The sequence below is a fragment of the Isoptericola sp. NPDC056134 genome, from assembly GCF_042264825.1.
Lineage (GTDB): Bacteria > Actinomycetota > Actinomycetes > Actinomycetales > Cellulomonadaceae > Isoptericola > Isoptericola nanjingensis.
The window spans coordinates 288,049-314,724 of the sequence record NZ_JBHJVM010000002.1 but is presented as its reverse complement, the minus strand read 5'-3'; the positions used below and the strand labels follow the sequence as shown (position 1 = coordinate 314,724).

The following is a 26,676-nucleotide window of genomic DNA, read 5'->3' as shown; positions in this document are numbered from 1 at the left end:
CGCCGGCGCCTCCCCGGCGGCACGCGAACGGTCGAACCCCGCCACCTCCGTCGGCTGCCACACCGCAAACGTGCGTCGTCCGCCGTGCGACGCGCCCGCCGCGACCGCCACGCCCTCCCCCTTCGCCACCCCCCCCCCCCCCCCCCCGCCCACCCAGAACCCCCCCCCACACCATCAGGCCGGGTCGACGACGATCAGGTCGAGGTAGGCCCGCAGGTCCGCCGCCATGTCCACGCGCTGCGCGCGCGGACCGTCCAGCGAGTAGAGCCACTGGATCTGCAGCCCGTCCATGATCGCGACGATGGTGCGCGCCGCGACCTCGGGGTCCACGCCCGGGGCGAGCCGCCCCTCCGCCGCCAGGCGCTCCAGCTCGACCCGGCTGCGGCGCACGGTCGACGGGTACCGCTCGGAGAAGTACTCGTGGGCGGGATGGTCGGGCGACGTGGCCTCGGCCGCCAGCCCGGCGAAGACCTCGACGACCGGCCGCCGCAGCGCGTTGCGCTGCACCAGGCGCACCAGCGCGTCGAACATGCTCCGGCCCTGCTCGAGATCCCGGTCGAAGTCGGCGAAGTCGATCTCGTCGCGATGCTCCAGCACCGCCTCCAGCAGCGCCGCCTTGGTCGGGAAGTGGTGCAGCAGGCCCGGGTGCGAGATGCCCACCCGCGACGCGATCTCGCGCAGCGAGGCCCCGTGGTAGCCGACCTCTCCGAACATGCCGATCGCCGCCTGCAGGATCTCCTCGCGCTTGGCCCGGCCCTTGGCATACCCCCGGCGGGGCGCGGCCTCGTCCTCGATCGTCGTGTCGCTCACGTCGACCATTCTCCCCTCGATTCCCCCGCTCGTCCGACGGGTCGATCCGCCCCACCAGGACTCTTGGCACCAATACCTACCATGCGGTAGCCTCACTTTCCGACCAGGCGGTAGGCATTGGTCGAGCGCGGGTCCGACGGCGGGCCCGGCAGAGAATCAGGAGTCGTCCATGGCAGACGTTCAGGCCCCCGCACCGGCCGGCCAGTCCCCCGCGTCCCCGACCCACGTCCCGGAGGACGGCCGCGCCGCCGCCGGCACCGGGACGGTCGTCGCCTACGTCCTCGCGTTCTTCGCGCTGTACATCGCGGTGCTCACCCCCGTGGTCAGCACGCTGGCGCTCAAGGTCGACGCCCTGTCCACGCCCGAGACCCGCGCCACCAACCTCGCGCTCGTCACCGGCGTCGGGGCCTTCTTCGCCTTCGTCGCCAACCCCGTCGCCGGCGCCCTGTCCGACCGCACGACGTCGCGGCTCGGCATGCGGCGGCCCTGGCTGCTGTGGGGCGTGCTGCTCGGCGCCGTCGGCCTCCTGCTCATCGCGTTCGCGCCGGCGATCTGGATGGTCGTGATCGGGTGGGCCGTCACGCAGGCCGCGATGAACGGCACCCAGGCCGCGCTCCAGGCGCTGCTGCCCGACCAGGTCGCCGAGACCCAGCGCGCCCGCGTCTCCAGCCTGCTCGGCATGGCCCAGCAGCTCGCCCCTCTGGTCGGCATCGCGCTCGCCTTCGGGTTCACCGCCGCCGGGGCGAACGAGATCTGGATCTTCCTCGTCCCCACGTTCCTGGCCGTCGTCGGCGTGCTCGCCCTCGTGGCCGTCCTCAAGGACCGCCACCTCGACCGGGCCGACGTCGCCCCGTTCCGCCTCGGCGCGTTCCTCAAGGGCTTCTGGGTCTCCCCGCGACGGCACCCCGACTTCGCGTGGACCTTCCTCGGCCGCTTCCTCATGCTGTTCGGCTTCGCGCTCTACAACACCTACCAGCTGTACTTCCTCATCGACCGGTTCGGCTTCGACAACGCCACGGCGCTGAGCTGGCAGCTGCGGCTCATGGTCGTGCAGGCCGTCGTCATGGTGGTGGCGTCCCTCGTGGGCGGCGTGCTGTCCGACCGCACGGGCCGCCGCAAGGTCTTCGTCGTCGTCGCCACCCTGCTGGCCGGCGCCGGCCTCCTCACGTTCGCGCTCGTGCAGGGCCCGAGCATGCTCTACCTGGGGGCGTCCCTGTTCGGCGCCGGCCTCGGCGCCTACTTCGCCGTCGACCTCGCGCTCGTCACCGACGTGCTGCCGAACGCCGAGACCGAGGCCGCGAAGAACATGGGCGTCTTCAACATCGCCAACGCGCTGCCGCAGTCCGTGGCCCCGGCTCTCGCCCCCGCGTTCCTCGCCATCGGCGCCGGCGGCAGCAACTACACCGCCCTGTTCGCCATCTCCGCGGTCATCGTCGCCCTCGGCGCCGTGGCCACCCTGTTCATCCGAGGAGCCCGCTGATGACCGCACCGACCGGCACCGCCGACGCACCCGTCCCCGCCCACGCCCCGTACCGCGACGCGTCGCGCCCCGTCGCCGAGCGCGTGGCCGACCTGCTCGCCCGCATGACGCTCGAGGAGAAGGCCGGCCAGCTCTTCCAGACCATGATCGAGGTGGGCGAGGGCGGCGCGCTGTCCGAGGGCCCGTCCGCGATGGGCGTGCCCGCCACCACCGACATGGTGGTGAAGCGCCAGATGACGCACTTCAACGTGCTCATGGCGCCGCCCACGGCCCGCGAGTTCGCGCTCTGGCACAACCGGCTCCAGGAGCTCGCGGCGTCCACCCGCCTCGGCATCCCCGTGACGGTGTCCACCGACCCGCGGCACGCGTTCACCGACAACCCCGGCACCGCGCTGCTGTCCGGGCCGTTCTCCCAGTGGCCGGAGACGCTCGGCCTCGCCGCCACCCGCGACGAGCGCCTGGTCGAGGAGCACGCCGACGCCGCGCGCCGCGAGTACCTGGCCGTCGGCATCCGCACGGCCCTGCACCCGCAGGTCGACCTCGCCACCGAGCCCCGCTGGTCCCGCGCGAACGGCACGTTCGGCGAGGACGCCGAGCTCACCGGCCGGATGGGCAGCGCGTACGTGCGCGGCTTCCAGGCCACCGGCGACGTCGCCCGCGCAGCCGGCCTGCCCGGCACGTTCGGCGCGCGCTCCGTCTCGACCATGACCAAGCACTTCCCCGGCGGCGGGCCGCAGCAGGACGGCGAGGACCCGCACTTCGCCTACGGCCGCGAGCAGGTGTACCCCGGCGGGCGCTTCGCCGAGCACCTGGAGCCGTTCACGGCGCTGCTGGCCGCGGGGACGCGGCAGATGATGCCGTACTACGGCATGCCGGTGGGCCTCGAGGCGGACCTCGGCGACGGGCCCGAGGCCGTCGAGCAGGTCGGGTTCGGCTTCAACCGGCAGATCCTCACGCGCCTGCTGCGCGACGAGCTCGGCTTCGACGGCGTCGTGTGCACCGACTGGGGCCTGGTGTCCGACGCCGAGATCCTCGGCCAGACGTTCCCGGCCCGCGCCTGGGGCGTCGAGCACCTCGCTCCGGTCGACCGGCTGGAGAGGATCCTCGCGGCCGGCGCCGACCAGCTCGGCGGCGAGGCGTGCCCCGAGCTCGTCGTGGAGCTGGTCCGCGCGGGTCGGGTCACCGAGGCACGGGTCGACGAGTCCGTCGCCCGCCTGCTGCGGGAGAAGTTCGAGCTGGGCCTGTTCGACGGCGCCCGCTACGTCGACGCCGACGCCGCGGCGTCCGTCGTCGGTCACCCGGACCTCGTGGCCGCGGGGCGGCGCGCCCAGTCGCGGTCCGTGACCCCGCTGGCGTCCGCGGCCGACGGCGCGGCCCGCCTCCCGCTGGCCCGCGGCCTCCGCGTGTTCGTGGAGGGTGCCGCCGACGTCGTCGACGGGCTCGAGGGCGCGACCCTGGTCGCCTCCCCCGCCGAGGCCGACGTCGCGCTGGTGCGCCTCAAGGCGCCGTACGACGACCGCGGGCCCGGCTTCGAGGGCTTCTTCCACGCCGGCTCGCTCGACTTCCCCTCGGAGGTCGTCGCGCACGTGGCCGAGATCGCCGCGCAGGTGCCGACCGTCGTCGACGTCTACCTCGACCGGCCCGCGATCCTCGCCCCCGTGCTCGAGGCGCTGGGCGACCGCGGGTCGCTGGTCGCGAACTTCGGGGCCTCCACCCCGGCGCTGCTCGACGCCCTCACCGGTGTCGTCCCCGCCGAGGGCCGCCTCCCGTTCGACCTGCCCCGGTCGACGGCCGCCGTGGAGGCGTCCCGCGAGGACGTGGCGTTCGACACCGCCGACCCGCTGTTCCGGTTCGGCCACGGCCTGGCGCTCTGACCGGTGGTGGGCGCCCGCCGCGCCCGGCGACCGCCGATGGGAGGATGAGGCGGTGACGTCCTCCTCCCCGGCCCCCGCCCGCACCGTCCGGGACGCCGCGGCAGGGATCGCCGTCCTCGGCGTCGCCAACTTCGTCGCCATCACCACCGAGGTGCTGCCGGTGGGCCTGCTGCCGCAGGTCGCGCGCGGCGTCGGCGTGAGCGAGTCGACGGCAGGCCTGCTGGTCACGGTCTACGCGTTCGTGGTCGCCGCCTGCGCGGTGCCGCTGACGATCGCCACCCGGTCGCTCGCCCGCAAGCCTCTGCTGCTCGCGACGCTCGCCACGTACGCGGCGAGCAACCTGCTGGTGGCCGTCGCGCCGTCGTTCGCCGTGGTCGCGGGCGCGCGCGTGCTCGGCGGGCTGGGGCACGCGGTGTTCTTCTCCGTGTCGATCGCGTACGCCGCGCGCCTCGTCAGCCCCCTGTACACCGGCCGTGCCCTCACCCTCGTGACCGCCGGCGGCACCCTCGGCTTCGTGCTCGGCGTGCCGCTGTCGACGTCGCTCGGGGCCGCGGTGGGCTGGCGCTGGTCGTTCGGCGTGCTCGCCGCCGTCTGCACGGTGACCGCCCTGCTGGTGGCGCGCCTGCTGCCGTCGGTCGCCGTCGAGCCCTCCGCTCCGCGCGACGCCGCGGCCGCCCGCCGCGGGCGCGCCCGCCTCGGACTCGTGGTCGGCACGAACACCGTGCTCTTCGGCGGCCAGTACACCGTGTACACGTACATCTCCGTGCTGCTGCTGGCCGCCGGGCTGTCGGAGGCCGCCGTCGGGCCGGTGCTGCTGGTGTTCGGCGCGCTCGGGCTGGTCGGGCTCTGGGCCGCGGCCCGCTACCTCGACCACAGCCCTCGCGCCCTGACGATCGCGTCCATGGCCGCGATCGCCGTGGCCCTCGTCGCCGTCGCGCTCGCGCTGCCGGGCGCCGTCGGCGTACTGGTCGCGGCGGGCGTCTGGCTCGCCGCGTTCGGCGCCATCCCCGCCACGTTCCAGGCCGCGGCGCTGCGCACCCAGGGCGCCACGCCCGACATCGCCGGGGCGTTCGTCAACGCGACCTCGAACTTCGGCATCGGGCTCGGCGCGGCCGTGGGCGCGGTGGTGGTCGCCGGTCCCGGGCCGCGCGCCCTGGCGCTGACCGGGGCCGCGATCGTCGCCGTCGCGCTCGTGGCGGTGCTCGTCGCCCGCCAGGCGTTCCCGCGTCACGCGACGTCGTAGGCGTCGGCAGGCCCGGGCGAGGCGTTCCGACGATCCGTTCCCGGGTCGTCACGACGCCGTGACGCGCCCGTAGCACCCGGGTGCGAGCGTGTCCCCATGAACCTGTCGGGGTCCCTGCCGGGAGCGCGGCGCGGCGGCAGCGCCGCGCCCCTCGTGACCGACTACTTCGCGGCGCCCACCGATGCCGTCGCGGCGACAGTGGTGCACCAGGAGGCGGGACCGTCGGTCCTGGCGCGAGGCTCGGGCCGGCCGCTCTTCGACACCGTGCGGCTGCCGGCGATGGAGCCGTTCGTGATGCTGGGACGCGTCGCGGAGGCGCTGTGCGCGCGGCCGTACGCGGAGGTCACGGCCCATCCGCGGCACGGCGTCCTCGTGGACGGCGCGGACGAGGGCCCCTGGGTGGTGGCCGTCTCGGACCAGCTCGCGGAGGCGCTGGCCGCCGCGGCCCCGGACCGGCTGCTCGACGTCGCACGCTCGTGGGCCACGGCGAGCGGCGGGAGCCTGCCCGCCGCCGACCGGCTCGCGCCCGCCCTGGTCGCGCTGGGCGGGCTCGCCGACCGCGCACGCCAGGTGCGCCACGGGCTGTACTGCTGGGCGCAGCTCACGCCGTGGGGCCCGCCGGCCGTCGGGACCCCGGCCGGCGGCCCGGTCAGGACGTCGCGCCCGGCCTGAACATCGACGACGCCTTGCGCAGCGTCTCGCGGGCCCGACGGCGGTCGCCCGCGGCGTCGTAGGCGAACGCCAGGTGATACCAGACCTTCCAGTCGTCCGGGTCCTGCTCCGCCGCGGCCCGGCGCTCCTCGAAGGCGGCGTCCGCGGCCGCGCGGTCCACCCGTCCACCGGGCGAGCGCGGCAGGTCGTCCACCGGCAGCTCGCCCGCGGCCGCGAGCACGTCGGCCATGTGCTGCACCCGCGTCGCGAGGCGGTACTCGCGCGCGATGAGCACGATGACGAGCAGCGGGATGACCAGCACGGCCAGGCCGATCGCGATCAGCACCGGCTCGCCGGTGCCGATCATCGACACGCCGCGCCCGGCGATCTGCCAGACGTACAACGCGAGCAGCGCGGTGACGGCGACCGCCCCCGCGAGCCCCCGCGGCAGCCGCCGGCGCGGCGCGTCGCTCACGACAGGTCCAGCACGTTCTCGAGGCCCACGGTCAGCTCGGGCCGCGAGACGACCTCGCGCACCGCCAGCAGCACGCCGGGCATGAACGACACCCGGTCGAACGAGTCCTGCCGGATCACGAGCTGCTCGCCGACGTTCCCGAACAGGATCTCCTCGTGCGCCACGAGGCCCCGCAGCCGGACGGCGTGGACGCGCACCCCCTCGACGTCGGCGCCGCGCGCCTCGACGCCCGTCTCGGTGGCGTCCGGCATCGCGGCCAGGCCGGCCTCGGACCGCGCGCGGGCGATCGCCGCGGCGGTGTGCCGCGCCGTGCCCGACGGGGCGTCGACCTTGTCGGGGTGGTGCAGCTCGACCACCTCGGCGGACTCGAAGTACCGCGCCGCCTTGGCCGCGAACGTCATCGCCAGCACGGCCGACAGGCCGAAGTTCGGCGCGATGAGCACGCCCAGCCCGTCCTGTCCGGCCCGCGCGGCGTTGACGCGCTCCAGGTGCTCCGTGACCCGGCCGCGCGAGGCGTCGTCCCACCCGGTCGTCCCGACGACGGCGTGCGCACCGGCGTCGAGCACCGCGTGCACGTTCGCCTCCGTGGCGGCCGGCACCGTGAAGTCGATCGCCACGTCGGCGCCGGCCAGGGCGTCGGCGTCGACCGCGTCGCCGGCGTCGAGGCGCGCGACCAGCTCGAGGTCCGCCGCTTCCTCGACCGCCCGGCACACGGTGGCGCCCATCCGCCCGGCCGCTCCGAGCACGGCCACCTTGATGCTCTTGGTCATGGGGGAGTCTCCGATCTCGTTCTTCATGTCGTCGGGACCGGTCTCAGTCGCCGAACGGACCGACGCGCACGACGGACCGCGGCCGCGCGGCCAGGTCGGCGGCGAGCTCGCGGACGTCGTCGACGGTCACGGCACGGACCCGCTCGAGGGACTCCTCCAGGGTCAGCAGCTCGCCGTACACCAGCTCGGCCTTGCCCAGCCGGCTCATGCGCGACCCGGAGTCCTCCAGGCCGAGCACGAGGCCGCCCGAGAGCTGCCCGATGCTGCGCTCCAGCTCGGCGTCCGTGATGGGCTCGGTCGCCATCCGCTCCAGCTCGGCGACGAGCAGCTCGGTGACCTGGTCGACCTTCGCGGGCGAGCAGCCGGCGTACAGGCCGAACGTGCCGAGCCCGCCGTGACCGGAGGCGAACGAGTACGTGGTGTACGCCAGGCCGCGGCGCTCGCGCACCTCCTGGAAGAGGCGCGACGACATGCCGCCGCCCAGGACGGCGTTGAGCACGGACAGCGTGAAGCGGCGGTCGTCGGTGGCTGCGAGGCCCGTGGACCCCACGATGACGTTCGCCTGCTCCACCTGGCGCCGCACGGTGAGCTCGACGCCCTCCGTCGGGACGCCGACGGGGTCGGCGGCGGTCGGCCGTCGGTCGCGCGGGGCCGCCCCGGCGGCCAGGTCCCAGCCGCCGGTGGTCAGCGCGTCCGTCACCTGCCCGACGAGGGCGTCGTGGTCGACGCCGCCCGCGGCGGAGACCACCAGGGTCTCGGGCCGGTAGTGCCAGCGGTAGTGCTCCCAGACGGCGTCGCGCGGCACGGCCCGGATCGTGTCCGGGGTGCCACCGATCGGCCGGCCGAGCGGGTGCGTGCCGAGCACGGCGGCGGAGAACTCCTCGTGCACGACGTCGCCCGGGTCGTCGTCGTTCATCGCGAGCTCTTCGAGGATCACGCCGCGCTCGGTCTCGAGCTCGCCCTCGTCGAGGCGCGCCGAGGTGACCATGTCGGCGATGACGTCGACCGCCATCGGCAGGTCGGCGTCGAGCACGCGGGCGTAGTAGCAGGTGTGCTCCTTGCCCGTGGCCGCGTTGGCCTCGCCGCCGACGGCGTCGAAGGCCTCGGCGATGTCCATCGCCGAGCGGCGGGGCGTGCCCTTGAACAGCAGGTGCTCGAGGAAGTGCGTGGAGCCGAAGTGGCCGTCGGTCTCGTCGCGGGAGCCGACGCCGACCCAGGCGCCCACCGTGGCCGAGCGCAGGCCCGGCATCGACTCGGTGAGCACACGAACACCGCCGGGCAGGACGGTGCGACGGATCGTCGCACCGTCCTGCCCGGCGGTCAGGTCGGCACCGGGCTCGCCCGCGGGGACGAGCGGAAGGTGCCAGGACATCAGAGCGTCAGGCCTCCGCGGGGGCGTCGGCGGCGGGCTCGTCGGCCTTCTCGTCCTCGGTCACCGCGACGAGCGAGAGCTTGCCGCGCGGGTCGATCTCGCCGATCTCGACCTGGACCTTCTGGCCCACGGACAGCACGTCGTCGACGTTCTCGACGCGCTTGCCGCCCACGAGCTTGCGGATCTGGCTGATGTGCAGCAGACCGTCCTTGCCCGGCGAGAGGGAGATGAACGCGCCGAACGACGTCGTCTTGACGACGGTGCCGACGAAGCGCTCGCCCACCTCGGGGACGTGCGGGTTGGCGATCGCGTTGATCGCCGCGCGGGCGGCCTCGGCCGAGGGGCCGTCGGTGGCGCCGATGTAGACGGTGCCGTCGTCCTCGATGGAGATGTCCGCGCCCGTCTCCTCCTGGATCTGGTTGATCATCTTGCCCTTGGGCCCGATGACCTCGCCGATCTTGTCGACCGGCACCTTCACGGAGATGACGCGCGGGGCGTTCGGGGACATCTCGTCGGGCACGTCGATCGCCTCGGCGAGCACCTCGAGGATGGTCAGGCGCGCGTCGCGGGCCTGGGTCAGCGCGCCGGCCAGGACCGACGCCGGGATGCCGTCGAGCTTGGTGTCGAGCTGGATGGCCGTGACGAACTCGCTGGTGCCGGCGACCTTGAAGTCCATGTCGCCGAACGCGTCCTCCGCGCCCAGGATGTCGGTCAGGGCCGCGTAGCGGGTCTCACCGTCGACCGTGTCGGAGATGAGGCCCATGGCGATGCCCGCGACCGGCGCCTTCAGCGGCACACCCGCGTTGAGCAGCGACAGCGTCGAGGCGCAGACGGAGCCCATCGAGGTGGAGCCGTTCGACCCCAGCGCCTCGGACACCTGGCGGATCGCGTAGGGGAACTCCTCGCGCGACGGCAGCACGGGCACGAGGGCACGCTCGGCCAGCGCGCCGTGGCCGATCTCGCGGCGCTTGGGGCTGCCGACGCGGCCCGTCTCACCGGTGGAGAACGGCGGGAAGTTGTAGTTGTGCATGTAGCGCTTGCGCGTGACCGGCCCGAGCGAGTCGATCTGCTGCTCCATGCGCAGCATGTTCAGCGTGGTGACGCCCAGGATCTGGGTCTCGCCGCGCTCGAACAGGGCGGAGCCGTGCACGCGCGGGATGACCTCGACCTCGGCCGACAGGGTGCGGATGTCCGCGAGCCCACGACCGTCGATGCGCACACCGTCGGTGAGGACGCGCTGGCGGATGAGCTTCTTCTGCAGGGCGCGGTACGCGGCCGACAGCTCCTTCTCGCGGCCCTCGAAGCGCTCGCCGAGCGCGCCGAGCAGGCCCTCCTTGAGCTCGTCCAGACGGTTCTCGCGGTCCTGCTTGTCCGCGATCGCGAGCGCGTCGCGCAGCGTCGTGGAGACCTCGTCCTCGACGGCGGCGAACGCGTCGTCCTGGTAGTCGAGGAAGACCGGGTAGTCCTTGACCTCCTTGGCCGCCTGGGCGGCGAGCGAGGCCTGCGCCTCGCAGAGGGCCTTGAGGAACGGCTTCGACGCCTCGATGCCCTGGGCGACGACCTCCTCGGTCGGCGCGGCGACGCCCTCGGTCTTGATGAGCTTCCAGGCGTCGTCGGTCGCCTCGGCCTCGATCATCGCGATGGCGACGTCGTCGCCCACGATGCGGCCGGCCACGACCATGTTGAAGACGGCGCGCTCGAGGTCCGAGTACTTCGGGAACGCGACCCACTGGCCGTCGATCAGCGCGACGCGCACGCCCGCGACCGGGCCGGAGAACGGCAGGCCGGAGATCTGCGTGGACGCCGACGCGGCGTTGATCGCCAGGACGTCGTAGGCGTCGTCGGGGTGGATGGCCAGGACGTCGATGACGACCTGGACCTCGTTGCGCAGGCCCTTGACGAACAGCGGGCGCAGCGGGCGGTCGATGAGGCGGCAGGCCAGGATCGCCTCCGTCGAGGGGCGGCCCTCGCGGCGGAAGAACGAGCCGGGGATCTTGCCGGCGGCGTACTGCCGCTCCTCGACGTCCACCGTCAGCGGGAAGAAGTCGAACTGGTCCTTGGGGTGCTTGCCGGCCGTCGTGGCCGACAGCAGCATCGTCTCGCCGTCCAGGTACGCGGCGACGGAGCCGGCGGCCTGGCGGGCGAGGCGGCCCGTCTCGAAGCGGACGGTGCGGGTGCCGAAGCGGCCGTTGTCGATGACGGCCTCGGCGAACTGGATCTCGGGACCCTCCACGGGTGCCCTCCTTGATCTCGAGGGCGCCGCCGCGGCTCGGCGGTCTTCGATCGAGGCCCACGGAGCCGGGCCCGGCCGCGGGGCCGGACGGTTCGGGGGGCCACTACCGAGGACCGGACGAGGATCCGGCGGCGCGATGGTGGTTATGACAGGGACATCACACCAGACCAGCCCGGCCCCCGCGAGGGTGACCGGGCTGGCAGGCGGAGTCAGCGGCGCAGACCGAGGCGCTGGATCAGCGCGCGGTAACGCTCGATGTCGATCTTCTGCAGGTAGGCCTGCAGGCGGCGGCGCTGGCCGACGAGGAGCAGCAGGCCACGACGCGAGTGGTGGTCGTGCTTGTGCTCCTTGAGGTGCTCGTTCAGGTCGTTGATGCGCTGCGTGAGGAGCGCGATCTGCACCTCGGGCGAGCCGGTGTCGCCCTCGTGAGTGGCGTACTCGGTGATGATGGACTGCTTGGTGGCAGCGTCGAGCGGCATGGCTCTCCTTCGGTGTCGTTGCGCGGTGCTCCGGGACTCGTTCACCGGGGCGCTCTGGATCCGCGGCCGTTCGTACGGCCCCACCATGCTACCAGCGCGCCGCCCGCCGGATCCCGGCGGGTGGCGCGACGTGTGCCACGACACAACGACGAGCGGCTCAGTCCCCGTCGTGCCCCGCCGGGAGCCCGCCGACCTGGCGGAACGTCGTGCCGTCGTCGAGGGCCAGGACGCCGGCGAAGCGGAGCAGGTCGCCGATCGTCGTGATCATCTTCCCGCCGTCGATCCGCACCCCCTGCGCCGGGGTCCAGCCCACGGAGAGGTACGAGGCGTCGTCGGCCCGGAGCAGGTAGACGAAGGTCTCGCACAGGATCCGGCTGCCGACGTCCCCGAGGAAGTTGCCGTTCCCCTGGATCTCCGCCTCCTTGAGCACGTAGTACCACAGCGGCGTCCCGTCCAGCGCCGACAGGGCGTCCTTGACGTCCTGGGACGCACCCCGGGTGAGCTGCTCGGGGGTCAGGGCCGGCACGTGCAGCGCCTCCGCCACCGCCTCGCCGGTGGGCAGGGACAGCCAGTACCCGCGCAGCAGGTTCCGCTGCGCGAGCTGCTTGAGCAGGGCGCTGACCCCCGGGGCCAGGCCCGGGTCGTTGCCCTCCTTGAGCATCGTCGCCAGGCCGTTGGCGAGGAACGGGTCGATCTTCGCCGCCGAGCGCCGGCGGTCCGGGTCGCCCTTGTCGACGAACCGGGCCCAGTCGATCGGCCAGTTCGACGGGAGCACCTCGCCGGGAGGCGCGCCCGTGGGCACGAGGCCTCCGCCGCCGGTGAACTCGAACAGCTGCACCAGGCTCCCGAACGCGGCCCGCGGCGGTGCGGCCGGCGGGGCGACCTTCCCGAAGTTGAGGTTGTAGTCGTAGCCGCCCCGCACCATCGAGTGCCCGAAACGGAAGGCCGCGACCGCGAACTCGAGCGGCATCGCGATCTTGCGGCGGGGCCGGAACAGCAGGGAGGGCTCCACGAGCACCTCGTCGAGCACCCCCGGCTTGGTCAGCGTGCGCAGGTAGTCGTGCACGACCAGCCACTGGTAGTGGTGCTGCGTGAGCTGCTGGGCGCGGTCGAAGACCGCCCGCTCGTCCACCGTGAGCCACGGCTCGGTGCGGCGGACCCACTCGACGACGGCGTTGTGGAACCGGATGAACCCGAGGTGGAGCTGGGCCACGACGAGGTTCTCGTCGTTGCGCCCGTCCGGGATCTTCGCGGACCCGGGGGCCGGTCGGTCGCCCTCGGGGACGTCGAGCCCCGCGATCTCCTCGGACGAGAACCGCGGCAGGTCGCGCTGCGGGTCGTCGCCCGGGGGGACCAGCTCGAACCCCGGGATCGGGGTCGTCGCCACGCGGCCGAGCGCGAGCTTGGTCGGGTCGGTCGTGGCGTACGCGGCCTCGCTCCGGGTTGTCCTCCGACCGGGCTCGCCCGGGAACCGCGGTCCGCTGCCGTACAGGCTGTCGAGGTTGAGGAACGGGTGCCGGCCGTTGTGCAGGCTGCGGACCACGACCTCGGGCGGGAACGCCGTGAACGGGTCGGACACGATGTCGCCCAGCACCAGGTCGCCGGGTCGCGGCCGCTCCCCCGCCCCTGGCGGGCCGTCGGGCCCGTTGGTGTTGAGGGTGATGTCGTGGTCGATGAACTGACCCCAGTAGGTGTAGATCGCGGGGACCGTGGAGTCCAGGGCCGGGTTCGGCGGACCTGCCGGCTCGATCATCCCCGCGCCGAGCTTCTTCAGCGCCGCGACGACCGCGTCCACGGTCGGTCCACCGATCGGCCCCTCGGGCGGGTCGTCGCCGTCGCCGACCGGCAGGTGAGCGGCGGGGAAGCGCCCGCGCAGGCCGCGGAAGAGGTAGTCGAACGACGTCGTCGCCTCGAAGCGGTCCTCGACGATGTCGCGCAGGACGGCGAGCTCCGTCTCGTGCAGCAGGGGTGCGGGCGACGACCCCGGGTCGGGATCGGGTCGCGGACGGGGTCGAGGGCGCGGGCGGACCTGGCCGCCGTGGCGCACGCTGCGCACCGTCCGGCCGACCGGGTCCGAGTGGAGGTCGTGCCCGGGCTCGGGCGCTTCCTGCTCGATGGCTTGCTGAGCCGCCATGGCTCTGCCCCTCTCGGGAGAAGCGGGCGCCGGGCGCCGCCCGACGCGGGGCGAGTCCCGGGCCGCCGCCCCTCAGGGAGGGAGACGGCCCGGGACAGCGCGCTGCGACGCGGCCACCGCAGTGGATCAGGGAGTGCGATGGCACGCCGCGACGGGTCCGCGGTACCACCGCGGCCCACGGACCGGGCACGCCCGCTCCGTCACGCCAGGAGAGAGGGCCGCCGACCGCGCCCGTGACCGGTCACGCGCGCTTTCACCCGCTCCCGCGTCGCGGGAGGCGTCAGCGCAGGATCGCAGCGCGGGATCTCAGCGCAGGATGTCGCGTGCCCGCGCGACGTCGGCGTGCATCTGCTCGATGAGCGGCTCGACGCCGTCGAACCGCAGCGTGGGACGGAGCCGCTCCACGAGCTCCAGCACGACCGTCTCCCCGTACAGGTCCAGGTCGTCGCGGCCGAGCACGTAGGCCTCGACGCGACGCTCCACGCCGTCGAACGTCGGGTTGGTGCCCACGGAGATGGCCGCGGGCAGGTCGGCGTCGGGGTTGCCCGGGTCCTCCTGCGCGAGCTGCGGCCGCAGCAGCCGGCCCGCGTACACGCCGTCGGCGGGGACCATGCCCTCGGCGTGCCCGAGGTTCGCCGTCGGGAAGCCGAGCTCGCGCCCGCGCGCGTCCCCGTGCACCACGGTGCCGCGCACGCGGTGGGGCCGGCCGAGCACCTCGGCCGCCTGGGCCACGTCACCCTCCGCCAGCAGCGCCCGCGCGGCCGACGACGACCAGCGCTCGCGCGCCCCGGCGCTGCCGGGCGCGCACTCGCCGACGTCGTCCACGGCCACGACCTCGAAGCCGTGGGTGCCGCCGAGCTCCACCATCGTGGCCAGCGTGCCGGCGTTGCCCTTGCCGAAGCGGACGTCGTGCCCGACGACGACGGAGCGCGCGCCTAGGCCGTCCACCAGGTAGCGGGTGACGAACTCCTCCGGCGTCTGCGCGGCGAGATCGAGCGTGTACGGCACGACCAGCACGGCGTCGAGGCCCGCACGGGCCAGGAGGTCGAGCCGGTCGCGCAGCCCCGTCAGCAGCTCGGGCGCCGTCTCCGGACGGTGCACCTGGGCCGGGTGCGGGTCGAAGGTGAGAGCCACCGCGAGGCGGTCGTCGGCGCGGGCCAGGTCCACGAGGCGCCCCAGCACGGCCTGGTGGCCGCGGTGGACGCCGTCGAAGTTGCCGATCGTGACGACCGACGGGCCGAAGCCGCCGGGGACCTGGTCCAGGTCCGTGAACACCTGCACGCGTCGCGCTCCGTCTCGTCGAGGTCGGCTGCCGGCGCCCCCTGCGGGCACCGACCGTCAAGAATAGACCGACGATCCCGCACCGGACGGACGCGCGCCCCGCTCATCGCGGCAGCACCGCCGCGGCGGCGGCGAGGTACCGCTCGGGGTCGAAGTCGTCGAGCATCGCCCGCTGCATGAGGAACCCCTGGCCCAGGCCCAGCATCACGGGCAGCAGGAGCTCGGCCGCGGCGTCCGGGCCGTCGGGGGCGAGGTCGGGCCGCGTGGCGTACCAGGTGCGCAGCGCGCCGCGGAGGACGCCCTTGAGCGTCGACACGACCTCCTGGACGACGTCGTGGATCACCTCGTCGACGGTGGACTCCGCCCAGAGCTGCACGAGGAGGCGGCCGTCCTCGAGGTCCCGGCTCATGCCGCCCGTGAGGATGGTCAGCACCGTCAGCGGCGGGGGCGGCCCCCCGGTGCCCGAGGCGTCCTCGATCTCCGCCCCGCGCCGGGAGAGCACCTCCTCGGCGACGGCGGCGAAGAGGGCCTGCTTGCCGTCGTAGTGGCCGTAGATCGCCCCCGCGGACAGCCCCGACTCCGCGACGACGTCGGAGATGGAGGTGCGCTGGTATCCCTTGGCCGTGAACGCGCGGAGCGCCGCCGCCCGGATCTGCGCGCGTCGCGCCTCGCGGTGCGCGTCGGTCACACGTGGCATCGGACCCCTTCCCGAGGGCGGTGGCGGACGGTTGACAAGTCTAGGGACCGGCGCGCACTCTTGCGATAAAGAACGAACATTCGTTTTTTGAGATTCGCACCTCCGGGAGCCCCCCATGTCGTCCACCTCGGACACCACCGCACCACCCGTCGAGCGCCCTGCGCCGCACACGCCGTGGGGCCGCGTCGTCGGCCTCGGCGTCGCGGTCGCCGCCGTCGTCGGCGTGCTCGTGCTCGCCTTCTCCTGGCCCGCCGTCACGGCCGAGCCGAAGGACCTCCCCGTGGCCGTCGCCGGCCCGCCGCAGGCCGTCGCCGGCGTGGGGGCCGCCCTCGTCGAGGCGCAGCCCGGCGCCGTCGACCTCCTCCCGGTCGCGGACCGCGACGCGGCCGTCGCCGCGATCCAGGAGCGCGACGCCTACGGCGCGATCGTGCTCGGCGAGGCGCCCGAGGTGCTCACGGCCTCGGCGGCCGGCAGCGTCACGAACCAGCTCCTCACCGGGCTCGCGCCCCGGCTGCAGGCGGGTCTCGCGCAGCAGGCGGCCGCCGCCGGAGGTGACCCGGCCGCCGCCCCGTCCGTCACCGTGACCGACGTCGTCCCCCTGTCCCCGGACGACCCGCGCGGGACCGGCCTGACCGCGGCGATGTTCCCCCTGCTGCTGGGCGGGATGCTCGGCGGCATCGCGATCTCCGTGCTGGTGGTGGGCGCCCTGCGCCGGGTGCTCGCCGTCGCCGTGTACGCGGCGGTGGGCGGGGGCGTCCTCGTGGCCGTGCTGCAGTCGTGGTTCGGGGTGCTGCAGGGCGACTGGTGGACGAACGCGGGGGCCGCGGCCCTCGCGCTCGCGGCCGTGGCCGCGCCGATCACCGGGTTCGTGGCGCTGCTCGGGCGGGCCGGGATCGCGGTCGGCACGGTGACGATGATGCTCGTCGCCAACCCGATCTCCGGCGCCACCATGCCGCCGGAGTTCCTCCCGTGGCACTGGGGCGAGATCGGCCAGTGGTTCCCGCCGGGTGCGGGCGCCACCCTGCTGCGCGACCTGTCGTACTTCCCGTCGGCGGACGCCGCGCCCGCCTGGCTCGCCCTCGGCCTCTGGGCCGCGGCGGGGGTGCTCCTGTCGCTGGTGGGCCACCTGCGCACCGCCGGCGGCGTCGAGCCCGACGCCGAGGCCGCGCGCGACGAGGCGCTGGAGCGCGCCGCGCGCCATGGCGAGCCGGCGCTCCACGCCTGACGGACGCCCCCGACCGCGCCGGTCGCGGGGTGCGCTTCAGCCGCCGGCCGGGGCGAGGACGAGGACGGGCTTCGCCAGCGCCTCGCCGCGGCGACGGGTGTCCTCCAGCAGCGCGACGAGCAAGCCGTCCGGGCCGATCGCGGCGACCGTGCCGCGCTCTCCGCTCGCGGGCACCCACTGGCCGTAGCCGAGGGCGCGAGCCTCGTCGGCCGTCAGCTCCCTGACCGGGAACGTCGCGCGGGCGGCCTCCGCGAGCGGCAGCGTCGCGAGCACGCCGTCGGCGTCCGCCTGGGCCTCGAGCTCCTCGAGCGTGCGTGCCGCGGCGAGCTCGTAGCCGCCCACCCTCGTGCGGCGCAGCGCCGTGAGGTGGCCGCCCGTCCCGAGCGCGGCGCCCAGGTCGCGGGCCAGCGCGCGGACGTACGTCCCCGAGGACACGACCACGGTCACGTCGACGTCGAGCACGGCCACGCCGTCGTCCGTCGTCGCGGGGCGTGTGCCGAGCACGTCGAAGCGGCTCACGGTGACCGGGCGGGCCTCGAGGACCACGTCCTCCCCCGCCCGGGCGCGCGCGTAGGCACGCTTGCCGTCCACCTTGATCGCGCTCACCGTCGTGGGCACCTGCCGGATGTCCCCCGTCAGGACGGCCACCTCGCGTGCCAGGTCGGCGCCGTCGACGCCGGCGCCGACCCCGAGGGCCTCGACGACCTCGCCCTCCGCGTCGTCCGTCGCGGTGGCGACGCCGAGGCGGATCGTCGCGTCGTACGCCTTGTCCGCGCCGACCACGTAGGTGAGCAGCTTCGTGGCCCGCCCGACCCCGACGACGAGCACGCCCGTCGCCATCGGGTCGAGGGTGCCCGCGTGGCCGACCTTGCGCGTCCCGGCCAGCCGGCGGCACCGCCCGACGACGTCGTGGCTGGTCCAGCCCGCCGGCTTGTCGACGACGAGGAACCCGTCAGGAGCGGTCGGGCGGCGGGGCGGGCGCTCCCCCTGGCCGCTCACTCGTCCTCGTCGTCCTCGCGCGGCTTGCGGTACGGGTCCTCCTCGCCGGCGAAGCCCTTGCCCTCGCGCAGGGCGGCGAGCTCGGCGTCCCGGCGCTGCGCCTCGAGGAGCGCGGCGTCCAGGTGCGCGGCGTTCTCCGGCATCGAGTCCAGGAAGAACTCGAGGGTCGGGGTGAGCCGCACGCCGGTCTGCTTGCCGACCTCCGAGCGGATCACGCCCTTGGCGCTCTCCAGGGCCGCCGCGGTGCCCGCCCGCTCCTCGTCCGTGCCGAGCACCGTGTAGAACACCGAGGCGTTCTGCAGGTCGCCCGTGACCCGGACGTCCGTCACGGTGACGAAGCCGAGACGCGGGTCCTTGATCCGTGTGTCGAGCAGCTGCGCGACGATCTCCTTGATGCGGTCCGCGAGCTTGCGGGCACGCGGGTTCTCGGGCCTTTCGCCCTTGGGTCCGGGCATGGGTGTCTCCCTCTCTCGACGCCGACGGCGCCCCGCCCTGCCCTGCTCCTGTCGAAGCGGGGCGGGTCGGGACGCCGTCGGGCTGTACCTTGCGGCGCGACCGTCAGGCGCGCGGCTTCTCGCGCATCTCGAAGGTCTCGATGATGTCACCCTCGGTGACGTCGTTGAACGACCCCAGGCCGATACCGCACTCGAAGCCCTCGCGGACCTCGGTGACGTCGTCCTTCTCGCGACGCAGCGACTCGATCGTGAGGTCGTCCCCGACGATCTTGCCGTTGCGCAGGACGCGCGCCTTCGTGTTGCGGCGAATGGTGCCCGACCGGACGATCGAGCCCGCGATGTTGCCGAACTTCGAGGAGCGGAAGACCTGGCGGATCTCCGCCGTGCCCAGCTGGGCCTCCTCGTACTCCGGCTTGAGCATCCCCTTGAGGGCCGCCTCGACGTCGTCGATCGCCTGATAGATGACCGAGTAGAACTTGACCTCGACGCCCTCGCGGTCCGCGAGGTCCTCGACGCGCTCGCCGAACTTCACGTTGAAGCCGATGATGACCGCGTTGTCGACCGTGGCCAGGTTGACGTCGTTCTGCGTGATCGCACCCACACCGCGGTGGATGACGCGCAGCTCGACCTCGTCGCCGACGTCGATCTTGAGCAGGGCGTCCTCCAGGGCCTCCACGGCACCGGAGACGTCGCCCTTGAGGACCAGGTTGAGGGTCTCGACCTTGCCCTGCTGGAGCGCCTGCGTGAAGTCCTCGAGGCTGATGCGCTTGCGGCGCTTGGCCAGGAGGGCGGCACGCTCGGCGGCCTCGCGCTTCTCGGCGATCTGGCGGGCCGTGCGCTCGTCCGGCGCCACCAGGAAGGTGTCGCCGGCGCTCGGCACCGACGCGAGACCGAGCACCAGGACCGGCCGGGCCGGGCCCGCCTCGGTCACGGCTTCGCCGTGCTCGTCGAACATGGCGCGCACGCGGCCGTGAGCCGTGCCCGCGACGATCGCGTCACCGACGCGCAGGGTGCCCGACTGGACGAGGACGGTCGCGACGGCGCCGCGGCCCTTGTCGAGGTTGGCCTCGATGGCCACGCCTCGGGCGTCCTTGTCCGGGTTCGCCCGCAGGTCCAGCGAGGCGTCCGCCGTGAGCAGCACCGCCTCGAGGAGCTGGTCGATGCCCTGGTTCTGCTTCGCGGAGACGTCGACGAACATCGTCTCGCCGCCGTACTCCTCGGCCACCAGGTTGTACTCGGTGAGCTGCTGGCGGATCTTGTCGGGGTTCGCCCCCTCCTTGTCCACCTTGTTCACCGCGACCACGATCGGCACGTTGGCCGCCTGGGCGTGGTTCAGCGCCTCCACCGTCTGCGGCATGACGCCGTCGTCGGCGGCGACCACGAGGATCGCGATGTCCGTCACCTGGGCACCACGGGCACGCATGGCGGTGAACGCCTCGTGACCCGGGGTGTCGATGAAGGTGATCGGACGGTCGACGCCCTCGTGCTCACGACGCACCTGGTACGCACCGATGTGCTGGGTGATGCCGCCGGCCTCGCCGGAGACGACGTCGGTCTGGCGGATCGCGTCGAGAAGACGCGTCTTGCCGTGGTCGACGTGACCCATGACGGTGACGACCGGCGGACGCGGCATGAGCTCGTCGTCCGACTCGCCCTCGAGCTCGGCGTCGAGGTCGATGTCGAAGGCCCCGAGCAGCTCGCGGTCCTCCTCCTCGGCCGACACCATCTCGATGACGTAGCCGAGCTCGGAGGCCAGCGTGCCGAACGTGTCCTCGTCCAGCGACTGCGTCGCGGTCGCCATCTCACCGAGGTGGAACAGCACCGTGACCAGGCTCGCGGGGTTCGCGTCGATCTTGTCGGCGAAGTCGTTCAGCGACGAGCCGTGACGCAGGCGGACGACGGTCGAACCGTTGCCGCGGGGCACCTGCACGCCGCCGAGCGACGGCGCCTGCATCTGCTCGAACTCCTGCCGCTTCGCGCGCTTCGACTTCCGCCCACGGACCGGACGGCCACCTGCACGGCCGAACGCACCCTGCGTGGAACCGCGACCGGCACCGCCGCGACCGCCGGGACGGCCGCCGAAGCCGCCGCCACCGCCGGGACGGAAGCCACCGCCGCCACCGCCGCCGGGGCCGCCACCGCGACCGCCGCCACGGCCGCCGCCCGCGGGCGCGGGGCGCTCGCCGGGACGCGGCATCGAGGTCTTGCCCGGCATCATGCCGGGGTTGGGGCGCGGGCCGCCGGGACGGGGCGCCGCGGGACGCGGGCCGCCGGGGCGGGGACCGCCCGGACGGGGACCGCCGGGACGCTCGCCCGAACGCTCGGGCGCGGCCTCGCCGCGGTCCGGGCGCTGGCCGGGGCGCGGCATGCCCTGGCTCGACGCGAACGGGTTGTTGCCCGGGCGCGGGCCACCGGCGCCGCCGGGGCGCTGCCCCTGGCGCGGCATGCCCTGGCTGGACGCGAACGGGTTGTTGCCGGGGCGCGGGGCGCGGCCGCCCTTGCCGTCACGACCACCGTCACGGCCGCCGTCGCGCTGCTCGCGCGCGGCCGGCGCCGGCTTCGGCGCCGCGGGACGCGGACCGGGAGTCGGCGCACCGGGACGGGTGGCGGGCTTGGCCGGGGCCTCCGGCGCCGCCGCGGCGGGGGTCGCGGCCGCCGCCGGGGCGGCGGGCGCCTCGGCCTCGGGCGCGGGGGTCGGCTTCTGCGCGGCGGGCTTGGGGGCGGGCTTCGCCGGAACCGCCTGCTGCTCGGCGCGGGGCGCCGCAGCCTTCGGCTCGGCGGACTTGCTCGCCGGGGCGCCCGAGGACGCGGGTGCCGCGTCCTTGTACTTGTCGCGCATGGCTCGCTCGACCGGTGCCTCGAGCGTCGAGGACGCCGAACGGACGAACTCGCCCGCCGACTTCAGGTCGGCGAGCAGGGTCTTGCTCTCCACCCCGAGCTGCTTGGCCAGCTCGTGAACGCGGATCTTCGCCACAACTCTCCTGTCTCGGCCCTCCTGCGAGACAGGGAGGACCGTCGTTAGTACCGAGTACTCATCGCACGGAACTCATCGGGTGCCCATCGGCTTCTGACCCGCTTCCTTGTCGACTTCAGTGGGTGCGGCCGAGCGTGCTCGGTCGCGATGGTCCGGCCGCCGGGTGGCGGTGCGGACCGGAGGGACTCAACGGTCTCGCCGCTCCAGGTGTTCCCGGACGCCGGAGAGGTCGAGGGGACCGGTGACGCGCAGAGCGCGCGGCACGGCCCGACGACGCTCGGCGAGCGCCAGGCAGGCGGGCGTCGGATGGATCCAGGCGCCACGCCCCGGCAGGCACCCTCGCACGTCGACCACGAGGACTTCCTCGCGTCCCGACGGCTCGAGCACCAGCCGCAGAAGAGCGGACCGCTGGTCACGCTCCCGGCACCCGACGCACGTCCGCACCGGGCCGGAGGTTTCCGGAGGGGTGCGAGGGGAGGTCGAGGGCTGGGCGCGTGGCCCGGTCCCCGACAGTCTAGCGCGACGACCCACGTGCCGTGACCGGCCTCAGCCCTCGGCCCCGCGGCTCGCCGCGGCCCCACCTGCGTCGTCGCCCTCGGCAGCGCCCCCGGCGGGCGCCGCCTCGTCCGACCGGATGTCGATCCGCCAGCCCGTCAGCTTCGCGGCGAGACGGGCGTTCTGCCCCTCCTTGCCGATCGCGAGCGACAGCTGGTAGTCCGGCACCACGGCCCGCGCGGCCTTGGCGTCGGCGTCGACCACGGTGACGGAGGTCACACGGGCGGGCGAGAGCGCGTTGGCCACGAAGCGGGCCGGGTCGTCGCTGTGGTCGACGATGTCGATCTTCTCCCCGTGCAGCTCCGCCATGACGGCACGCACGCGCGCGCCCATCGGGCCGATGCAGGCGCCCTTGGCGTTCAGCCCGGCCACCTTGGACCGGACGGCGACCTTGGAGCGGTGGCCCGCCTCGCGGGCGATCGCCGTGATCTCGACGGCGCCGTCCGCGATCTCCGGGACCTCGAGCTCGAACAGCTTGCGCACGAGGCCCGGGTGCGTGCGGCTCAGCACCACCTGGGCGCCCTTCATGCCGCGGGACACCTCGACCACGTAGGCGCGCAGCCGCTCGCCGTGCACGTACTCCTCGGTGGGCACCTGCTCGTGCGGGGGCAGGACGGCCTCCGTGCCGCCGACGTCCACGAGGACGACGCGCGGGTCGCGGCCCTGCTGGATGACGCCCGCGAGGACCTCGCCCTCCTTGCCGCGGAACATGCCGAGCACCTGGTCGTCCTCGGCGTCGCGCAGGCGCTGCACGATGACCTGCCGGGCCGTCGCGGTCGCGATGCGGCCGAAGTCGGCGGGCGTGTGGTCGAACTCGGGCCCGAGCTCGATCGTGGGCCGCGCCTCCGGGTCCTCGGGGTCCGGCGTACGGATCTCCTCGCGCGCCCACACGGCGACGTGCCCGGACTTGCGGTCCACCTCGACGCGGGCGCGCGGGTAGGCGTCGGGCGTGCGGTGGTAGGCCGACAGCAGCGCCTGCTCGATCGCTTCCACGAGGACGTCGAGGCTGATGTCCCGCTCCCGCTCCAGCAGCCGAAGCGTGCTCATGTCGATGTCCATCGTCAGCCCTCCTCGTGACGGGCGGAGCCCGTGGTGTGGTCCCGGGCGGCGCCCGTGTCCGTGTCTGTCTCGTGGGGCGCCTCGTCCAGGCGCTTCAGCTCGACCTCGATCTTGCCCTGGCGCACGTCGGCGAGGGGCACCCGGGTGCCGTCCTCGAGCACCAGCACCGCGTCCTCGCCCGCGTCGCCCGTGCCGGGCTCGACCTCCGTCAGCCGGCCCGACGTGGTGCCGCCGGCGCGCAGCCGCAGCACGACCAGGCGGCCGCGCGCGCGCCGGAAGTGGCGCAGCTCGGTCAGCGGCCGGGAGGTGCCGGGCGTCGAGATCTCGAGCGTGTACGCACCGGGGACGACGTCGTCGGCGTCCAGCGCCGCGGAGACCGCGCGCGAGACGTCGCCGAGCGTGTCGGAGTCGAGGCTGCCCAGCACGTCCTCGGGGAGGTCCACGGTGACGCGCACGACCGACTTCGCGCCGGCCTGCGTGACGACGACGTCCTCGAGGTACAGGCCCGCGCCGTCGACCGCCGGGGTGACGACCCGCCGCACCGCCTCGGCCTTCGCTCCGCCCGCCGTGGTGCGGCCGTGCTGCGCTGCCATCCCTGCCTCCCGTGGGTCACGTCGTGGACTGCCGTGTGCTCCCGCGCCGGGACGTCCCGCGGCCGGTGTGTCGTTGTGTGCAGCGACCAGCGTAACGAACGACGGGCCCGTCCCGCGCCGTCCGGCGCCCGTGACGGGCGGAGGAACGTCACACGGACGGGGTCGCGCGCGTGGCATCATCGGCCTCGATGGAACCTCAGCCCGCCCCCGACCGGTCCGCCGCCGACGACGTGACCGGCGCGGCCGTGCCCAGCGCCCGGCACCGCCCCGTGGCCGTCGCCGCGGGGGCGCTGCTCGCCGTCGGGCTCCTGGCGGGGTGCGGCGTGCGGCTGGAGGCCCCGCCCGCGGGCGAGCCGGTGCCCGACAGCCTCGAGGTGGTGCGCCGCACCGCCGTCGCGGACGCCCTCCTCGTGGCCGACGGCGCCGAGGCCGCGCTCGAGGAGCTGCCCACGTCGCGCAAGCGGGTCGTCGCCGAGCTCACGCGCATCGCCGCGGACTCGCGCGAGCAGGCCGAGGCGCTGGGCGGCGAGTACGACTCCGGGCTCGCCACCGGCGCCCCCACGGACGCACCGTCCTCGGCCTGGGACAAGGCGACCCCGGCCGACGTCGTCGAGGCGCTCGACGACGCGGCCGCCCGGTCGCGGACGGCCGCCGGGAGCACCGGCGACGGGCCGCTGGCCCGGCTGCTGGCGTCGGTCGGCGCGGCGCAGACCGTCTCGGGCGAGCGCCTCGCGGCGCTGGTCGACGTCGCCGGTCCCGACATCGTCGAACCCCGCGTGCCGGAGCCTGCGGACGCCGACGCGGGCGACGAGGGCGACGAGGGCGACGAGGGCGACGAGGACGACGCCGAGGAGGACGCCCCGCAGGAGGCGGCCTCCCCCGGCTCCCCGACGGACGACGCCACGGCGACCGGGCAGGACGCCGGGGGCAGCAGCGCGCAGGACGACGACACCGTGCCCGAGGGGCTCACACCCCACGACCTGAGCACTCTCGTCGTGTCCGAGGACGCGACCCGCTACGCGCTGCAGCTGCGCGCGGCGATCGGCTCCGGCACGACGCGCGACCGGCTGCTCGAGCGGGTCGCCGTGCACGCGCAGCGGGCGGACGGGTGGGCCGCCGTGGCGGGCACGCAGGCGACGGCGGACGACCCGCGGCGCGCCGCCTACGCCGTGCCGCGGGTCGCGGACCAGGGGGACAAGGCCCTGGTGATCGACCTGGAGACCGACCTCGCCACCGACTACGCGACCCTCGTGGGCACGACGGCGGCCGGCACCCGCGCGGTGCTCGTCGACCTGCTGGTCGACTCCGCCGTGGCCCTCGACGACTGGGGCGCCGAGCCCGAGCCGTTCCCCGGCCTGCCGGAGCAGGCCGGGGACGACGCGGCCGCCTAGGCTTCCGCGGGGACCGTCCGGTGGGTCAGTCCGCCAGCAGGGCGGCCACCCGCTCGGTCACGACCCGCGCGGCGTCGGCCACCGGGACCTGCTCCGACGCCCCCGCGCGGGGTCGCACCTCCACCAGGCCGTCCGCCAGGCCGCGGCCGACGACGACGATCAACGGCACCCCGAACAGCTCCGCGTCGGCGAACTTCACGCCGGGCGACACCTTGGGGCGGTCGTCGTAGATCACCTCGACGCCCGCGTCGACCAGCTCGGTGGCGAGCTTCTCGGCGGCGTCGAAGACCTCGGTGCCCTTGCCCGTCGCGACGACGTGCACGTGCGCGGGCGCCACCTGCGCGGGCCAGGCGAGGCCCTTGTCGTCGTGGTTGTCCTCGGCGATCGCGGCGACCGCGCGGGTGACCCCCACGCCGTAGGAGCCCATCGTGACGGTGACGGCCTTGCCGTTCTCGTCCAGCACCTTGAGGTCGAGCGCCTCCGCGAACTTGCGGCCGAGCTGGAACACGTGGCCCATCTCGATGCCGCGGGCCGTCTCGAGGATGCCGTCGCCGTTGGGGCACGGGTCGCCGGGCCACACCTCGGCGACCTCGATGGTGCCGTCCGCGGTGAAGTCGCGGCCCGCGACGAGGTCGAGCACGTGGCGCCCGGCGACGTCGGCACCGGTCACCCAGCGGGTGCCCTCGACCACGCGGGGGTCGAGCAGGTAGCGGACCTTCGACGGCTTGTCCTCGCCCAGGGCCCCCGGCCCGATGTACCCCTTGGCGAGGTCCGGCCGGGCGGCGAAGTCCTCGTCGCCGAACGGCGTGAACTCGGCCGGGTAGAACGCGGCCTCCATGCGCTTGACGTCCACCTCGCGGTCGCCGGGGACGCCGATCGCGACGGCTTCGGTGCTGCCGTCGGGGAGGTCCAGCCGGAACAGGACGTTCTTGAGCGTGTCCCCCGCCGCCCAGGGGCGGTCCTCGCGCGGGAAGCGCTCGTTGAGGTGGTCCACCAGCGAGTCGATCGTCGGCGTGCCCGGGGTGTCCTCGGCGTGGGCCTCGGCGGTGCCCTCGAACGGGACCGGGTCGGGCACGGGCGCCCGCGCGGCCTCGACGTTCGCGGCGTAGCCGCACGCCTTGCACTCGACATAGGTGTCCTCGCCGATCGCCGACTTGGCGAGGAACTCCTCCGACTTCGAGCCACCCATCGCGCCGGCGTGCGCCGACACGATGACGTACTCGAAGCCGAAGCGGTCGAAGATCCTCTGGTAGGCGGCGCGGTGCTTGGCATAGCTCACGTCGAGGCCGGCGTCGTCGACGTCGAAGGAGTACGAGTCCTTCATGATGAACTCACGGCCGCGGATGAGGCCCGCCCGGGGCCGCGCCTCGTCGCGGTACTTGGTCTGGATCTGGTACAGCGACAGGGGCAGGTCCTTGTACGAGGAGTACAGGTCCTTCACCAGCAGGGTGAACATCTCCTCGTGCGTGGGCGCGAGGAGGTAGTCGGCCTCCTTGCGGTCCTTCAGCCGGAAGATGTTGGGCCCGTACTCGGTCCAGCGGCCGGTGGCCTCGTACGGCTCCCGCGGCAGCAGCGCCGGGAAGTGCACCTCCTGCGCGCCGATCGCGTCCATCTCCTCGCGGACGACGGCCTCGACCTTGGCGAGGACCCGCAGGCCCAGCGGCAGCCAGGAGTAGACGCCGGGGGCGGCGCGGCGGATGTAGCCGGCGCGCACCAGCAGGCGGTGGCTCGCGACCTCGGCGTCGGCCGGGTCCTCCCGCAGGGTGCGGACGAAGAGCTGGGACAGGCGGAGCAGGTCGCCCTGGGGCTGACGGGCGGACACGATCGACATGGGGGCAAGCCTAGCGGCGCCCCGGGGTTCCCCCGGTCGCCCGGATCCCCGGTCGCCCGCAGGATCCTTCCCCTGGTCGGCGTCGGGCCCGGCTG

General features: G+C 74.4%; 22 protein-coding genes. 6 read left to right on the top strand and 16 right to left on the bottom strand.

Annotation, left to right across the window (positions count from 1 at the left end):
• Window positions 1-174: 174 nt before the first annotated feature.
• Window positions 175-810: a TetR/AcrR family transcriptional regulator gene (locus ACFCZN_RS03870; protein WP_430555870.1), complete on the bottom strand. Its 636-nt coding sequence runs from the start codon at window positions 808-810 to the stop codon at window positions 175-177.
• Window positions 811-979: 169 nt separating this feature from the next.
• Here ACFCZN_RS03870 and ACFCZN_RS03865 point away from each other — a divergent pair, with 169 nt between their 5' ends.
• From ACFCZN_RS03865 to ACFCZN_RS03850, 4 genes are all read left to right on the top strand, one after another.
• The gene (locus ACFCZN_RS03865) at window positions 980-2,290 is read left to right on the top strand and encodes an MFS transporter (RefSeq protein WP_430555869.1); all 1,311 of its coding nucleotides are present in this window, start codon (window positions 980-982) and stop codon (window positions 2,288-2,290) included.
• Window positions 2,290-4,164, top strand: a complete 1,875-nt coding sequence (locus tag ACFCZN_RS03860) for a glycoside hydrolase family 3 protein (RefSeq protein WP_430555868.1) — start codon at window positions 2,290-2,292, stop codon at window positions 4,162-4,164. Before ACFCZN_RS03865 ends, ACFCZN_RS03860 begins: the two co-directional genes overlap by 1 nt.
• 52 nt (window positions 4,165-4,216) lie before the next feature.
• Window positions 4,217-5,407 carry an MFS transporter gene (locus tag ACFCZN_RS03855; protein WP_430555867.1) on the top strand — a complete coding sequence of 397 codons (1,191 nt, stop codon included), beginning with the start codon at window positions 4,217-4,219 and terminating at the stop codon, window positions 5,405-5,407.
• A 96-nt stretch (window positions 5,408-5,503) separates the two neighbouring features.
• Window positions 5,504-6,079, top strand: a complete 576-nt coding sequence (locus ACFCZN_RS03850) for a hypothetical protein (RefSeq protein ID WP_430555866.1) — start codon at window positions 5,504-5,506, stop codon at window positions 6,077-6,079.
• Here ACFCZN_RS03850 and ACFCZN_RS03845 read toward each other — a convergent pair.
• The 8 genes from ACFCZN_RS03845 to ACFCZN_RS03810 form a co-directional block, all read right to left on the bottom strand.
• Window positions 6,057-6,533 carry a tetratricopeptide repeat protein gene (locus ACFCZN_RS03845; protein ID WP_429762250.1) on the bottom strand — a complete coding sequence of 159 codons (477 nt, stop codon included), beginning with the start codon at window positions 6,531-6,533 and terminating at the stop codon, window positions 6,057-6,059. The genes ACFCZN_RS03850 and ACFCZN_RS03845 overlap by 23 nt on opposite strands.
• On the bottom strand, window positions 6,530-7,303 hold the full coding sequence (dapB, locus tag ACFCZN_RS03840) for a 4-hydroxy-tetrahydrodipicolinate reductase (protein WP_430555865.1): 774 nt from the start codon (window positions 7,301-7,303) through the stop codon (window positions 6,530-6,532). The genes ACFCZN_RS03845 and dapB overlap by 4 nt, the downstream gene beginning before the upstream one ends.
• 43 nt (window positions 7,304-7,346) lie before the next feature.
• Window positions 7,347-8,675 carry a M16 family metallopeptidase gene (locus ACFCZN_RS03835; RefSeq protein ID WP_430555864.1) on the bottom strand — a complete coding sequence of 443 codons (1,329 nt, stop codon included), beginning with the start codon at window positions 8,673-8,675 and terminating at the stop codon, window positions 7,347-7,349.
• A 7-nt stretch (window positions 8,676-8,682) separates the two neighbouring features.
• A complete protein-coding gene (locus ACFCZN_RS03830) occupies window positions 8,683-10,908 on the bottom strand; it encodes a polyribonucleotide nucleotidyltransferase (protein ID WP_429762253.1) in 2,226 nt (741 codons plus the stop codon).
• A 209-nt stretch (window positions 10,909-11,117) separates the two neighbouring features.
• Complete coding sequence (gene rpsO / locus ACFCZN_RS03825) at window positions 11,118-11,387, bottom strand: 30S ribosomal protein S15 (RefSeq protein ID WP_429762254.1); 270 nt, start codon at window positions 11,385-11,387, stop codon at window positions 11,118-11,120.
• Window positions 11,388-11,544: 157 nt separating this feature from the next.
• Complete coding sequence (locus tag ACFCZN_RS03820) at window positions 11,545-13,521, bottom strand: heme peroxidase family protein (RefSeq protein ID WP_430555863.1); 1,977 nt, start codon at window positions 13,519-13,521, stop codon at window positions 11,545-11,547.
• A 306-nt stretch (window positions 13,522-13,827) separates the two neighbouring features.
• Complete coding sequence (locus ACFCZN_RS03815) at window positions 13,828-14,802, bottom strand: bifunctional riboflavin kinase/FAD synthetase (RefSeq protein ID WP_429762256.1); 975 nt, start codon at window positions 14,800-14,802, stop codon at window positions 13,828-13,830.
• Window positions 14,803-14,905: 103 nt separating this feature from the next.
• A complete protein-coding gene (locus ACFCZN_RS03810) occupies window positions 14,906-15,499 on the bottom strand; it encodes a TetR/AcrR family transcriptional regulator (RefSeq protein WP_430555862.1) in 594 nt (197 codons plus the stop codon).
• Between the two features lie 115 nt (window positions 15,500-15,614).
• Here ACFCZN_RS03810 and ACFCZN_RS03805 point away from each other — a divergent pair, with 115 nt between their 5' ends.
• Window positions 15,615-16,724, top strand: a complete 1,110-nt coding sequence (locus ACFCZN_RS03805; RefSeq protein WP_430555861.1) for a hypothetical protein — start codon at window positions 15,615-15,617, stop codon at window positions 16,722-16,724.
• 36 nt (window positions 16,725-16,760) lie between these two features.
• On the opposite strand, the gene truB is transcribed toward ACFCZN_RS03805, so the two are convergent.
• From truB to rimP, 6 genes are all read right to left on the bottom strand, one after another.
• Window positions 16,761-17,723: a tRNA pseudouridine(55) synthase TruB gene (gene truB, locus ACFCZN_RS03800; protein ID WP_430555860.1), complete on the bottom strand. Its 963-nt coding sequence runs from the start codon at window positions 17,721-17,723 to the stop codon at window positions 16,761-16,763.
• Window positions 17,720-18,178 (bottom strand): 30S ribosome-binding factor RbfA, encoded by a 459-nt coding sequence (rbfA, locus tag ACFCZN_RS03795; RefSeq protein WP_430555859.1) that lies wholly within the window; start codon window positions 18,176-18,178, stop codon window positions 17,720-17,722. Before rbfA ends, truB begins: the two co-directional genes overlap by 4 nt.
• A 103-nt stretch (window positions 18,179-18,281) precedes the next feature.
• Window positions 18,282-21,152: a translation initiation factor IF-2 gene (gene infB / locus ACFCZN_RS03790; RefSeq protein ID WP_430555858.1), complete on the bottom strand. Its 2,871-nt coding sequence runs from the start codon at window positions 21,150-21,152 to the stop codon at window positions 18,282-18,284.
• A 186-nt stretch (window positions 21,153-21,338) separates the two neighbouring features.
• Complete coding sequence (locus ACFCZN_RS03785) at window positions 21,339-21,596, bottom strand: YlxR family protein (RefSeq protein ID WP_430555857.1); 258 nt, start codon at window positions 21,594-21,596, stop codon at window positions 21,339-21,341.
• Between the two features lie 102 nt (window positions 21,597-21,698).
• Entirely contained in the window at window positions 21,699-22,766 is a 1,068-nt protein-coding gene (gene nusA, locus ACFCZN_RS03780) for a transcription termination factor NusA (protein ID WP_429762263.1), read from the bottom strand.
• Window positions 22,767-22,768: 2 nt separating this feature from the next.
• Window positions 22,769-23,359, bottom strand: a complete 591-nt coding sequence (gene rimP / locus ACFCZN_RS03775; RefSeq protein WP_429762264.1) for a ribosome maturation factor RimP — start codon at window positions 23,357-23,359, stop codon at window positions 22,769-22,771.
• A gap of 188 nt (window positions 23,360-23,547) precedes the next feature.
• Here rimP and ACFCZN_RS03770 point away from each other — a divergent pair, with 188 nt between their 5' ends.
• The gene (locus ACFCZN_RS03770) at window positions 23,548-24,750 is read left to right on the top strand and encodes a DUF4439 domain-containing protein (RefSeq protein WP_430555856.1); all 1,203 of its coding nucleotides are present in this window, start codon (window positions 23,548-23,550) and stop codon (window positions 24,748-24,750) included.
• A gap of 25 nt (window positions 24,751-24,775) precedes the next feature.
• Here the strand turns inward: ACFCZN_RS03770 and ACFCZN_RS03765 are convergent, their stop codons facing one another.
• On the bottom strand, window positions 24,776-26,581 hold the full coding sequence (locus tag ACFCZN_RS03765) for a proline--tRNA ligase (protein WP_430555855.1): 1,806 nt from the start codon (window positions 26,579-26,581) through the stop codon (window positions 24,776-24,778).
• Window positions 26,582-26,676 lie beyond the last annotated feature (95 nt).